The sequence below is a fragment of the Brevibacillus sp. Leaf182 genome (assembly GCF_001423865.2).
Lineage (GTDB): Bacteria > Bacillota > Bacilli > Brevibacillales > Brevibacillaceae > Brevibacillus > Brevibacillus brevis_C.
In genome coordinates, this window is the sequence record NZ_LMPN02000030.1 from 93,603 (window position 1) to 105,599 (window position 11,997).

15 protein-coding genes and 1 pseudogene are annotated in these 11,997 nt (G+C 40.4%); 8 read left to right on the plus strand and 8 right to left on the minus strand.

Going from position 1 to position 11,997, the window contains the following annotated elements:
* Nucleotides 1-414: 414 nt before the first annotated feature.
* Nucleotides 415-852 (plus strand): hypothetical protein, encoded by a 438-nt coding sequence (locus ASG16_RS21100; protein WP_056485717.1) that lies wholly within the window; start codon nt 415-417, stop codon nt 850-852.
* A 79-nt stretch (nt 853-931) separates the two neighbouring features.
* Here the strand turns inward: ASG16_RS21100 and ASG16_RS31665 are convergent, their stop codons facing one another.
* Nucleotides 932-1,090: an IS3 family transposase gene (locus ASG16_RS31665; RefSeq protein ID WP_111914491.1), complete on the minus strand. Its 159-nt coding sequence runs from the start codon at nt 1,088-1,090 to the stop codon at nt 932-934.
* A 213-nt stretch (nt 1,091-1,303) separates the two neighbouring features.
* Nucleotides 1,304-1,546, minus strand: coding sequence for a hypothetical protein (locus ASG16_RS21110; RefSeq protein WP_056485720.1), 243 nt, complete (start codon nt 1,544-1,546; stop codon nt 1,304-1,306).
* Between the two features lie 627 nt (nt 1,547-2,173).
* Between ASG16_RS21110 and ASG16_RS31340 the strand changes: the two are divergent.
* From ASG16_RS31340 to ASG16_RS21135, 6 genes and pseudogenes are all read left to right on the plus strand, one after another.
* Nucleotides 2,174-2,590 (plus strand): annotated as a pseudogene (locus tag ASG16_RS31340) (DUF4280 domain-containing protein); the annotation flags it as partial.
* A gap of 507 nt (nt 2,591-3,097) precedes the next feature.
* Nucleotides 3,098-3,448: a nucleotidyltransferase domain-containing protein gene (locus ASG16_RS31345; protein WP_241970809.1), complete on the plus strand. Its 351-nt coding sequence runs from the start codon at nt 3,098-3,100 to the stop codon at nt 3,446-3,448.
* 15 nt (nt 3,449-3,463) lie between these two features.
* Complete coding sequence (locus ASG16_RS21120; protein ID WP_056485723.1) at nt 3,464-3,841, plus strand: hypothetical protein; 378 nt, start codon at nt 3,464-3,466, stop codon at nt 3,839-3,841.
* A 443-nt stretch (nt 3,842-4,284) separates the two neighbouring features.
* Entirely contained in the window at nt 4,285-4,941 is a 657-nt protein-coding gene (locus ASG16_RS21125) for a hypothetical protein (protein ID WP_056485726.1), read from the plus strand.
* Nucleotides 4,934-5,470, plus strand: coding sequence for an accessory gene regulator ArgB-like protein (locus ASG16_RS21130; protein ID WP_056485729.1), 537 nt, complete (start codon nt 4,934-4,936; stop codon nt 5,468-5,470). Before ASG16_RS21125 ends, ASG16_RS21130 begins: the two co-directional genes overlap by 8 nt.
* Nucleotides 5,460-5,594: a cyclic lactone autoinducer peptide gene (locus ASG16_RS21135; RefSeq protein WP_015892250.1), complete on the plus strand. Its 135-nt coding sequence runs from the start codon at nt 5,460-5,462 to the stop codon at nt 5,592-5,594. Before ASG16_RS21130 ends, ASG16_RS21135 begins: the two co-directional genes overlap by 11 nt.
* 276 nt (nt 5,595-5,870) lie before the next feature.
* Here the strand turns inward: ASG16_RS21135 and ASG16_RS21140 are convergent, their stop codons facing one another.
* The 4 genes from ASG16_RS21140 to loaP all read right to left on the minus strand — a co-directional run bounded on the left by ASG16_RS21140 (nt 5,871) and on the right by loaP (nt 8,780).
* Entirely contained in the window at nt 5,871-6,281 is a 411-nt protein-coding gene (locus ASG16_RS21140; RefSeq protein ID WP_056485732.1) for a hypothetical protein, read from the minus strand.
* A 162-nt stretch (nt 6,282-6,443) separates the two neighbouring features.
* On the minus strand, nt 6,444-7,262 hold the full coding sequence (locus ASG16_RS21145) for a lipase family protein (RefSeq protein WP_056485735.1): 819 nt from the start codon (nt 7,260-7,262) through the stop codon (nt 6,444-6,446).
* Nucleotides 7,263-7,300: 38 nt separating this feature from the next.
* On the minus strand, nt 7,301-8,131 hold the full coding sequence (locus ASG16_RS21150) for a lipase family protein (RefSeq protein WP_056485738.1): 831 nt from the start codon (nt 8,129-8,131) through the stop codon (nt 7,301-7,303).
* Nucleotides 8,132-8,246: 115 nt separating this feature from the next.
* Nucleotides 8,247-8,780, minus strand: a complete 534-nt coding sequence (gene loaP / locus ASG16_RS21155; protein ID WP_056485741.1) for an antiterminator LoaP — start codon at nt 8,778-8,780, stop codon at nt 8,247-8,249.
* A gap of 511 nt (nt 8,781-9,291) precedes the next feature.
* On the opposite strand from loaP, the gene ASG16_RS31350 reads away from it, so the two are divergent.
* Complete coding sequence (locus ASG16_RS31350) at nt 9,292-9,831, plus strand: 4'-phosphopantetheinyl transferase superfamily protein (RefSeq protein WP_241970806.1); 540 nt, start codon at nt 9,292-9,294, stop codon at nt 9,829-9,831.
* Between the two features lie 661 nt (nt 9,832-10,492).
* Here ASG16_RS31350 and ASG16_RS21170 read toward each other — a convergent pair.
* Both ASG16_RS21170 and ASG16_RS21175 read right to left on the minus strand, forming a co-directional pair.
* Entirely contained in the window at nt 10,493-10,717 is a 225-nt protein-coding gene (locus tag ASG16_RS21170; RefSeq protein WP_056485747.1) for a PLDc N-terminal domain-containing protein, read from the minus strand.
* A 286-nt stretch (nt 10,718-11,003) separates the two neighbouring features.
* Complete coding sequence (locus tag ASG16_RS21175) at nt 11,004-11,894, minus strand: LysR family transcriptional regulator (RefSeq protein ID WP_056485750.1); 891 nt, start codon at nt 11,892-11,894, stop codon at nt 11,004-11,006.
* Nucleotides 11,895-11,997 lie beyond the last annotated feature (103 nt).

Sequence of the window (11,997 nt, forward strand, 5' to 3'; positions counted from 1 at the left end):
CTCTTTCGTTGAAATGGTAGGTGAAAGACATAGCGCTGAAAAAGTTCTGCATTAAGCTAGGATATCCAAAGCTGAAATCTGACACATATGTACCAAGGGCAGCTTTACAACCAGGAGCGGGGTACAACAGCTCAGAGAGGCTATGTCGCAAGTGAAGTAAAGCAATAGCGTGAGGTGCGGAACCCAAAAAACATGAACAGCGAAAAGTGGGAGCCATCCGGATTATCGGGTGGCTTTTACATTCGCTGAAAATCATTCTGTAGAAAAGCTTCCGAAAGTTCATAACCTATTAAGCGAGGCATGATAAAGTTTTTGCTTTCAATTGCAATTAATAAAAGAGTAATAATGTTGAAAATTTATAGCATGTAAAATATACTAGAATTGTAATCAACTGGATAAAAAGGAGAGAAAAAAATGAAGAATACTTTTAGAAAACTATTGTCTTCTAGTATGGTGTTGGTTGCGTTGACTATGAGTGCTCAATCTGCCTTTGCTAGTGATGGTTATGGCGATACCCAGAATGAGGCAGTTCTTATCAAAAAATACGGAAGCGCCTCCCAGACAATTTCCGATAGTAATGATGTAGATTGGTACAAATATGATAATCGAACTGGAGAGGGTATCTCTATCCTATTAGAATCTCCAATGAATAAAAACTATGATTTTGATGTGATCTATATCTCTGCTAATGGAAGAGTGAAAAATACATATTCACCAACCGATTCTGGACAAGGTGGTGCAGATGTTCTTGGCCTCCAGTTAGGTCTTGGTGATCAGGTATATATCAAGGTTTATGGACATAGCCCATCTGATTTTGGTACAGCAAGTCCGTATAAACTTACAATTAATTAATAGAAAAAGCACCCAATTTGGTTTAGACCCTATTTAGCAGATCATGAAAAAACACCTAGGCTGCAAACTGGCGTCGGTACTAAATCGGCGTCAGTTTGTTTAATTTTCTTGGTGGTCGATTGTTATTGTAAAAATGGATGAATTCCTCGATTCGTCTTTGTACCTCATTCATAGTTCGTATATCATAAGTATAGAGGGCTTCTATCTTGAGATGAGAAAAGAAAAGAAGTTTTCTCATAGAGGCATTGTCGTAACAATTGCCTCGACGGCCATGCTGATTTGGGCTTCAACCTTTGGCAGCATGTCGTGATAAGCGTAGGACGGACTTCTTTATGTGTATGCATAGCTGTGTCTACTGGGTTACTTGTTAGATATGAGAAGAATATGCATAAACTTCAATAAAAAAACACCCATTAATCGGGTGTTGAGCAGACAAATGCAATAATTTACATTAAAAAATAGTTAAGTCTTGATATTTTCCTAAATCAAATAGATCTTTTAGTAAACAATCCTCAACTTTTACTAAACCGATATCATTAAGGTTCTTTATCTGTAGATAATCTTCTTGATTGAATGTGGTGAAGTTCCAATATCCATTCGTTCGAGTAATGGAGTATCTTGATGCTTTATATTCAAACTCTATTTCACGTCCAAATTTTAAATCGGTCAGTAAAGATTCATATGTATAGTCCATACTTCCCCCTATAATCACCGCTTGATTTTTCTTAGTTTAATATCTTATTCAAAAAAAGTCGATGGGCGTTCATAATGCCCCATCGACTTTTTGAGTTTACTTGCTAGTTTGGATTAGTACCAATCTCCTCTAGATGGAAGTCCAACTGTTGGCCAAAACCAATCGTGTCTATGTGGAACATTTGGATGGGTTTTAGGATTGCCACGGTTTGTGTAATCTATATCCATTTCAGCTTCTCCGTCCCAATCATAATTCCGATGTTGGTAGAGTTCACCATCTTTAATCCAGTCTATTGAAGAATAAGCATCCAGATCGTCTTTGTTTCATCTTTCTCTTGAAGTTGTCAGCAGCTTCTTTTTATATTTTTGTCCTCGCATGGCATTATTCGTTTATTGTAATCCATGTTGCAGGTATGTCGAGCAGGGCAGATCCCGCACTGAATAAGGCTGTTTTTCGAACACAGAGGTGTATTTGTAACTTTATACCTATTGCTCGACCTTTCTATATCCGATACATCAAAAGAGTGGGCATCATTTCCTTTTTATATATAGATTGGATATCGGGAGTATCGATCAACATGAGCATCTTCCATCTGTATGGAAATCTTTACAGAGAGGAGGAGACTGTGTGCCCAATATTGAAGGTATTAATATCCAGCAGTCAAGTGCTGAACGCAAGAGCTACGTGGTTGTGGGAGCCATTTTATCATGCAGCAACGGAAGTAAACAGAGTCGGCTGAAAATGCCGTTCAGTCATGGTGTTTTTGTAAAAGGAAAGCCGCAAATGAACATCATGGATTTTGTTCCCAATGTTAACATCATGCCATTCGGAAAGTGCAACAGTTTACAAAATCCCACAGTCGCTTCTGCCACGGCAGCTAACAACGGTGTACTTACGCCAATGCCGTGCATACCTCTGACAACAATGCCATGGATAGATGGGAAAGCGGACAAAATGGTCGGCGGCCATCCGGCATTGCTAAATAAATCAACGAATATGTGTTTCTATTGTGGGCAGATCAAGATTGAAGATGACGGGCAGGATTTGGGTGGTGTGACATTAGGAAATCAGTCGTCACCAAATAGCGGGCCGTCTGCTGCTGATTTTGGACAAGGACCAGCTTGTGAGAAGCCACAGGAAAAGCCAAGCATGTGGGATAATTTCGTCAAAGGAATCTCGATGCTGGGAGACGTTCCTGCTGCGATGCAAAAAGCGGCAAGTGAGCTGCCAGGGGCTTTGGAGAAAGCTGCTAATGATTTGCCAAAAGGCTTAAAGAAGGCAGCAGAGGATTTGCCTAAGGGTGTTGGCGTGTTTGTAAGGGAAGGCTATATCGAGCCAATGCAAGAAGACTTGGATACGTTGCGGGATGAGGATATCGATCTTGAGGATGCACTTGCAATCAGTGGGCTTGCCGTACATGCACTGACATTGGGAAGAAGTAAAAATGCTAAGGATTTAGTGAATGCGTTAAAGAAGGGTAAGAAGGGGACGGGACAAGGTCTTAAAGTACCACAAGGACTTACACAGGCACAATTTGATAAAGTATCATCAATGATACGAGAAAATGTAGGGCATATAAGTGACGATATAGTTGTTCAAGGTAGCCGGGCAAAAGGAACAGCCAAACCAACTTCTGATATTGATATAGCTATTAGGGTTCCAGCGGAGAAATTTGATGAGCTAATACAAAACTCTTTTAGTAAGGTTAAGCCGCCTAATCCAGGGTCTGCTAAGGAGAAAACAATGCTTCATGCTATTGAAACAGGGAAAATTCAATCAGGAGAAGCGAAACTGAGTAGGTTCAGAGAACAACTTCAACAAGAGCTAGGTATGGATGTCGATATTTCAATCATTAAAATAGGTGGACCTTTTGATAACCCCCCATTTACACCACTCAAATAATCTGAGGTGATTTAATTGGAAGAAGAATTTGATTTATTTACGAAAATTTTTGTGGATGGCGACGTTGATAAAGAGATGCTACTAAATACAGTCTCAAACATTGTTATGGGTACTATTAGCGGTTCAAGCATATCGACGAAGCAAGCAGAAATATTTATTTTTAATAACGGTGATTTCGATGAAGACAAAAGAAATCAAGGGAATGATGGCTTTCTATATTACAAGTACTACCTTGAAATTGAACCAACTGAAGATGTGGGTTACCGTAACTATGTATTAGAAATATCTAATTTGCTGACAAAGTTATGGGATGCTGATTTTAAAGCAATAGCATCGTGCGATTTTGAAGACTTGCTTCCAAGAAAAGGCGGTTATAATTTTGATGAGCGTTAAAGGTTAAAACTTGCGAGTTTACAGCGCAACAACTAGATCGTACAATACAACTACAAACCAAACACAAAACAATCCAAATATTCTATAAACTTTCAAAAGCTCCTTTCAACTTGAACCATGAGTAGGAATGAGCTTTTTTTTGCATGCTCAAAATCAAAGGAGGATGAAACGAATGGCAAAACGTGAACTTTTAGGTACACGAATTTTGAAAGAGTAAGAGTATTGAGCCAATCGGAGGCTTGCATGTCCTAATCTCACACTTACCACTTAAGGATTGACACCTTGAATAAAAAGAAGCGCAGCATAATAATGTCTTAGTTCTTGGAAACATATCTTCGGAACGGCTATGGTCTCTAAAATGTCAAATCTGGTAAATTCAAGCAGGAATCTGTCGTTTCTAGTAGAATATAACCCTCAATAAGTAATTGAGGTGAAAAAGTTACATGCTGTTCGTCCTGTTTTCAACATTGGAATACCTCGCAATATTTGCTCTTATGACTACGCTATTTAGGTTTGGTTTTTTAGTGCATATCAACCGGATTCTCTTTGTGAGTCTGGTATTAATGCTTTTCTCGTTTGGGCTGCGACAATTTACGCCATATGGAGACTATGCAACCATAGCTCAAGTCGTCATCATCTTTGGGTCATTAGTCCTGGTATGGAACGTCAATTGGGGACATGCTGCCTTAATGACTATTATAACATCAGGAATATACTTGGGGATTCAAATGGTGGAAGTGTTCTTTCTGACCGTCATAGGAACCTTAGAGACAATTGAATCGCTAGAGGATCGAACCATCAACACAGGGTTCATATTCCAGACAATCTCCGCAGTACTCACCTTTGCATTATGCTATGGACTTCGGAAATGTAGACTGCAATTTACGTTTGTCAGAGATGGAGCGCCTTTCTTTATTTATCATAGAATCAACATGGTGATTTTGTCACTGATCATCGTAACAGGTGTATTGATAACGGTCTTATTTAAATTAGCAAGCACATATGGAATTGCTTCTTTAGTCTGGATCTTCTTTGGGATGGCAATCGGAATCACGATACTAGCATGGCTGGCTATAAAAAGGGATGGGGAATATGATTGAAACTCTTGCTGAAAGAATAGCCATACAACTAAAGTCGATCAATCCACATGAAACCAAGTCAGTCCCTACCATGAAGTTTGGGTTGATCCTTATCATCAACATGCTGCTCATCATTACAATTAGCCTTACCATTTCACTTATGATAGGGACGTTTCAAGGAACATTACTCACATTGGCCGGATTTTTAGTACTACGCCAATTTTCAGGAGGATTTCACTACTCATCGTCTGTCTACTGCACCATGACAAGTATAGCGGGAGCTGTATTCATCCCTCTCATTCCCCTTCCTACTGATTTTGTCACCCCGATTATTATCATCACATTAGTCCTAGTAGCACTTTTTGCACCGCAAGAAATGGAAATGCAATCACGACTATTCAAACAGAATCAGACTTTGCTCCTCAAGATCATCTCCATTATCATCGTCAGTTTATTATTTTTCATAGAAAGCGAGACACTGGTTAAGACCTTTTTTGTGCAAGCACTGACGCTCATTCCACTGAAAGGAGGTGGAAAAGATGAAAAATAAAGCGATGATGTTCGTAGCGAAGCATGTTTCAGCAATTGCTTCATTTGTTGCGGTACTGGCGGTATCTACCGCATCCTTTGGTTTCGTGGGGAAACCTGAAATTCCAGAAGAATTAAAGAAATAAGGAGTAAGGAACGGGGAAAACTGGTTGCCCCATTGCGATTCTGTAAATTTTAATTTTATGAACATCCACGTATGATTGTATTGTACTTATAGACTGCTTCTTTCAGATCGTTACCAATAACCTCATTCCCCTTGGTAGACAAGGGGCTTTCTTTTTTTATTGCGCCTGGTTCATTGGCGTCCACAACACTGTTTATTGAATCGTTAACGAATCAAAGGGGACTGTCGTTTAGTCGGAAAATCGACTTTTGAAACAGCCCCTTTCTCTTAACGCTTATTAAAACTTGGAAATAGCGAATTTAGCTGTAAAATTCATTTTTTTCATATAGGAAGAATTCGCTCCAGCTTGAAATTGTACAGAAATATTGCCATCTTTATCTGCTTTAAAGACGCGTCCGTAAGGTGAATTAGCTTGGTATGTACTAATCACTTGATTATCTGCATCAAAGACTGTATAAGAAATCGGGAATCCTGAATTGTTTACAAATATCGTAAGCTCTTCTCCCTTTTTAAGCGAAAAAGATTCTTTTTGCGTCACTTCGTATGAACTCAAAGAATAGTATTTCGTGACCTCTTGCATGTCTAAAGCTGTAGTTGCTGCGCTAGCTTTTGAGACTTCCAATCCTGGAACATTTGCACCCGAAAGTAGTGCAATTCCTAACGTCGCTGCTAAAATGGCTTTTTTCATTATCGTAATGCCTTCTTTTTTAGTCATTCTTGATCAAAAGTAAATATTTGGAAATTACAACCATTATAATCCTGTTGATAACTGTTATCAATAAGTTTTTTTGTAGATTACCTCTCACGCCGTGATAAAGAGGGCATAAAAAAAGAGAGTGATTCAATGGAATCAACATCCCCCTAAAAACGGCACACACATCCCTGTATCCGGACAAAACCCCTCATTCTCCACGCACAACCTCTTCGTAAACCCAGGCTCCTCCTGCGCAAGAAACTTAAAATAACAAACAATTTCGTGATTCCTTACGGCTAAACTATTCAACTGAAAATCCAACAAATGCTTCCGATCGACATGCTGGTAGTACAACCCTTTTTTCGTAAACGGAGGAGGGTACACCTTGGAAGGCAAAGTCGGAATAATATCATGAACATTCACGATCCGAACACTGTTCTTAACAGTCTCATTAAACCGCGAAGCAAAGACAGGATCTCCGACACGAGGGCTCCCATACGTATACACAAAAGGTAGCGTAAACTTCGTATTCACGGCAATATCCAAGCCGGCAAGTGCGGCCAAGCCTCCCCCTAAACTGTGCCCCGCAACAAATAGTCTTTTCGATCTAGGGAGGTTGCTCAACTCCCGAATCAATTCATCTCGCGCGGATTGGTAAATGCAAGTAAACCCACGGTGGGTTTTTCCTGCCTTTCTGACAAATCGATAAGGGACTTGATACAAATCTTGATCAGACTCATTGTCGTTAAACGTGCGTGTTCCCCGAAAAGCAACAACGATACTGTCGGGTGACTCGGCTACAAAACCAAATACCTCGGGCTCCGGCGTCTCAACACCAGCTAATGCTCGAATCGTCGAGCGCTGACGATACCCTTGTGGCAAGACAAGTGAATCTGTTTCAAAAAGCTGATAGGCCTGATGGACCATGGCCGCAAGTAAAATCGCATCTTCACTGTTATAAATACGATCGATCATTCATGTGTCTCCCTTTCTCGGTTTCAAGGCTGTAAAAGCTAGCATTTGCCTTGAAACGGAATACACGTATCGGTATCGGGACAAAACCCCGGATTTTCCACACAGAGCGTTTGGGCATAATCAGGGTCAAGCTGAGTGAGGTTATGAAAATAGCAGGCGATACTATCGTTGCGAGGCGTATTATTCAGTTGAAACGAGATCGGAAACTTGTTTTTTACATGTTGATAATAGATGCCTTCCTGGGTAAAAGGAGGTGGATATTTTTGGTCGGGGAAGGTAGGAAAAGGGTCGTGAACATTGACAATCCGCAAACTGTTTGGAACGACTTTATTGAACCGTGAAGCGAAGTGGGGGTCACCAATACGCGGACTGCCATAGGTATAAACGATTGGGTGTCTAAATTGCGTGTTTACCGCTATATCTAAAACTGCCAGCACAGCCAGAGCGCCACCGTAGTTGTGTCCAGTGATAATCAACTTTTTTGATGCGGAAAACTGATTTATTTTTCTCAGTAATCGATCTCGTGTTGACTGATACAGGCATGTAAATCCACGTGAGGTTTTCCCTGCATCTGTAACAAAAGGATAGGGAATTTGTAGGATGTCATAGGCTGCCAAAAGGTCTGCCGGATAGGCTGCGTACCCTCTGAAGGCAATGATGATTTCATCTTTTGATTCTGCCACAAAACCATACATATGTTCAGTTGGATTCTCTACGTTAGCTGAAGCTCGAATCGTGTATCGGAGTTGAAAGCCTTTGGGTAAGATAAGCTCCCCATTAAAAAATAATAGATAAGTCTGATAGCTCATGGCCGCAAGGAAAATGGCAGCCTGACTAGTAAACATGTTGTCTTCGTCCGAGAAAACCATGTAGACAAATTCCTTTCCTATTCGAATGTTACTTACCATGAGCCTATGTTTTTACGATGAAATGCGTGCTTGTATGAAGAAAATAAAAAGGGGGCGCGTACACGACGCTCCCCATTTACAAAGGTTTTGAGAGGATTTCAATTCCCACATCAATTGTTTTCTCTACTCCCATGAAGGTTAGAGATATTTTAGCCCTCTTTTTGTGCTTGTCCACTTTTTTGATAATACCTTCCAGTCCTTTTAGGGGACCAGATTCTACGATCACCTTTGAATTTTCCAGATAAACTTTTGAATAATCGACAACCTCACCGTTTCCAATGAGTTGGAGTATCGGGATGATTTCTTTTTCGTCAATGCTCGAATAATAAACGCCCTCATCTTGCAAATAGTAACTACGGTTATTGACCAAACGAAAGCTTCTAAGTGCTTTTTTGATTCTATGGAACATATCGTTAGTCATTTCAGTCTGAATAAGTACATATCCAGGAAAAATATTCTTCAGGACATTATACACAATGCCTGATTTTTTCTCAGGAACCAATCTCTTCGGCACAAGAGACTTTAAAGACTGCTCATTAAAATGGAGTTTGAGGTACTTCTGAACGACTTCTTCTTTACCAGAATCTACAAAGATGGCATACCATTTCAAGGTGAGTAATCCTTTCATTATGAAGTGGATTCGAAAATCTGGAGTTCTTTATGATTTCCAAAAAATGTGGTATTATACTAAATATATCCAATTTCTTTGTGTTATGCAATAAATGCAGTAGTCGTAACATTCGGCATAAATTTAAAGAGCTAGCTATATAAGCTTTTTATCGAAAGGAAAATCCCTTAGGGAATTTTAATCGATGTTTCGGCACGTTATTTACCCACGAACTGGGGAAGCTCTGCCCATTGGCATAGTAGGAGGACGGAAGGCGGAGATTGGATTGCATGTATTTCCACAGATCTCTACGAAAGAATTCGTTGTAAAAGGCACGGATAGAGAGTTTCGTGCAAGTTTGTGTATGGGCTGCTTTTGTGCTCCCGCTGATTTTTTTAAAATGGTAAAATTCCTGCATCGAAAAGAATTCGAGTACTATTTTCATCTGGAGTTTGAGCGGAGAGTAAAAAGCTACCTGACAGGGAGATATGTCGCCAAAAGAGCCGTTTCGGTTTTGACCGGAGAAGACAGCTTAGAGCGAATATGTATTGAACAGGGCATTTTTCATCACCCTGTCGTGAACCTACCGAATACAACCAATGTCCAAGTGAGTATCACCCACTGTGACGATCTTGCGGCAGCCATTGCTTTTTCGGAAGAGCTACCGATGGGAATTGATGTTGAGAGAATTAGCGTTGATAGAAATAAAGTTCTAGAGACGCAAATGACTGTGAAAGAGGGCAATTTATTTTTATGCTTGCCTTATTCCTATGAAACGACTCTCACTCTTTTCTGGACAGTCAAGGAAGCGTTGTCCAAAATTTTGAAGACAGGCCTAACAACTTCTTTTCATATCTTTGAAATAAGCCAAGTGGAGGAAAAGGATGGGGTTGTTTATAGTCTTTTTGAAAACTTTCCCCAATATCGTACTGCATCTTTTATCCTTGGCGACTATGTGTGTTCGATCACCTACCCGAAAAAGACCGAGTGGAATGTTGCTGTAGTAAAGGATGAACTTCAGGAGATAGAACCATCCATGACAAATCGCTTATGAATTCCCCACAAGCGGTCAAATGACCAGGCTGTGGGGAGTTTTCTTTATATAAACCTTTCATATATACAAAGGGTGCATCATACGTGGAAAAGCCTGTTGTGTTTCTGTTTTCTGGACAGGGTTCTCAGTACGATCAGATGGGGAAAGACCTTTTTGATTAGAATCCGCTATTTCGCTTAGGTTAGATGAAAAGGTACATTCCCTTTCTCATGGAAAGCGAATAAGCCCGACGATTGTCTGGGGAGCAGTTTGGGGGAATTTGCGGCTGCGAAAGCGGAAGTCTTTTTCAGTCCCGCACCTGAGTACCTGATAGAAAAAATGGTGCAAGAACAGTTGCTTTCATGCTTGGGGCGGATTATTTGCCATTAGCTTGCTGCTCGCTGGAAATGTAACGACAAGTACGCTCTTGTTCAGGGTTTTTTACTGCTTTTTACTGGATCGACCAGGCGTATATCGTGAATGAAGAGAGAAGCCGGAACTGGTAGATCAAGCGATCGAGGATGTATTGCGCTTTCGTCCGCCAGCACAGGTTTTGATGCTCAAGGTTCAAGAAGATACGGATATGTTCGGAAGTCTGATGAAAAAAGGCGCGGCTTATTGTTGCGACAGGTTTGGTTTTCCTAGAAAATAAAGAAGTAAGGAAAATAGAATTCCTTACTTTTCAATACTTATCTTTCCGAATCACCAAATAAACAATCAACCCAATAATCGGAAAAAACAATAACGCAATAAGCACAATGATGGAGAACTCCTTGCTATTCCCACGTCTTCTCGCATCACGGTATGCCCAAATACTGATGACAATATTAATCACGTTTAAAAATAAGATGAGAAAGAGCGGGAGGAACACAAAAAAGGTAGAGGGAGCATCGCCTACTTGAACCAAAGGATCACCTGCTTTTGAATGTTTTCAAGACTTTCCCAATTATATATAAAGATGAGAGAATTGTGTAATGGATTTATTCTGTGCCAGTAAAAATTGGTATAATTGGAATGTATTGTTTCAACAACTTCTTACCATCCTTGGAGGCACTTCCCACTCGAATGGAAGAGTGAAACCGAACTCCTATACCAGAAGAAAGATTATCAGAAGAATACGGAAGAAGAGTTAGCGGTGACGATTCCTCAGAAGTAGGAACCCAAAACCCTCTATGTGATGTAGAGGGTTTTGGCTATGTTTTGGAAGGAAACTTCCCCCGAACCTCCTCTAAAAAAGCCTGCACTGCCGGGGTCAAATAACGACTTTTCATATACGCCAAATAAACCGTCCGCTCCAACGCAGGCGAATCAATCGTTTTCCGAACAAGCGAAGCATCTGTTGATCCAGACAAATAGTTCTCCGGAATAATCGTTACCCCCAGATTCTCCCTCACTAGCGTTAACGCGGTTTCAAATCGCTCAATCTCAAATTTGATTTGTGGGTGGACTTGTTCAAACGAAAAGGCGGTTAAAATATCCTCCCTCGTCTGAAATCCCTCTGTACTAATGATGAATGGCTCCTTAGTCAAATCTTTCAACCGAACCGATTCCTTTTCCGCCAATGGATGATCTTTGTGTAGCACCAGCATTAACCGCTCATCATACAGGGGAAATGTTTCGATATCTTCTTCATCGATAAATTGGTTGGTTATGAGTAAATGCGTATGATACTTCCGCAGTGATTCTTTGACAGCTTTCCCGCTCAGCACCTCGATTAGCTTGATGTTAATAGAGGGAAAACGCCCCTGATATCCGCGAATGACTTTTGGAATCCAATGCTTCACGGACTCAATGATGCCGATGATGAGATCTCCGCTGCCAGTCAGCTTTACTTCTTCCATCTCTTTTTTCAACATGTTCATTTGGGAAAGAAGCAGCAGCGATTTCTGATACAAAATTTTACCAGCATCCGTTAATTCCATTTTTCTTGTGTTTCTCTCGAGCAGTGGAGAGCCGACTTCTTGCTCCAGATTTTTGATCGCGTTACTTAAGGAAGGCTGTGAAATATGCAGTTTTTGTGCGGCTTTGGAGTAGCTCAACTGATCGCAAACTGTCACAAAATAGTGCAAATGTTTGATGTCCAACTGGATCGCCTGCCTCTATTTATAGCTTGAAGCTATCAATTTATTTAAATTATATATTAGAAATAATAAGTTTGTCATTATATAATCAATAAACAAAAGGTTC

Bases quoted from the DNA above. Each gene is read 5' to 3' on its own strand.
- ASG16_RS21100 (WP_056485717.1), top strand. From the start codon at position 415: ATGAAGAATACTTTTAGAAAACTATTGTCTTCTAGTATGGTGTTGGTT.
- ASG16_RS31665 (WP_111914491.1), bottom strand. From the start codon at position 1,090: ATGAGAAAACTTCTTTTCTTTTCTCATCTCAAGATAGAAGCCCTCTAT.
- ASG16_RS21110 (WP_056485720.1), bottom strand. From the start codon at position 1,546: ATGGACTATACATATGAATCTTTACTGACCGATTTAAAATTTGGACGT.
- ASG16_RS31345 (WP_241970809.1), top strand. From the start codon at position 3,098: ATGATACGAGAAAATGTAGGGCATATAAGTGACGATATAGTTGTTCAA.
- ASG16_RS21125 (WP_056485726.1), top strand. From the start codon at position 4,285: ATGCTGTTCGTCCTGTTTTCAACATTGGAATACCTCGCAATATTTGCT.
- ASG16_RS21130 (WP_056485729.1), top strand. From the start codon at position 4,934: ATGATTGAAACTCTTGCTGAAAGAATAGCCATACAACTAAAGTCGATC.
- ASG16_RS21135 (WP_015892250.1), top strand. From the start codon at position 5,460: ATGAAAAATAAAGCGATGATGTTCGTAGCGAAGCATGTTTCAGCAATT.
- ASG16_RS21140 (WP_056485732.1), bottom strand. From the start codon at position 6,281: ATGAAAAAAGCCATTTTAGCAGCGACGTTAGGAATTGCACTACTTTCG.
- ASG16_RS21145 (WP_056485735.1), bottom strand. From the start codon at position 7,262: ATGATCGATCGTATTTATAACAGTGAAGATGCGATTTTACTTGCGGCC.
- ASG16_RS21150 (WP_056485738.1), bottom strand. From the start codon at position 8,131: ATGGTTTTCTCGGACGAAGACAACATGTTTACTAGTCAGGCTGCCATT.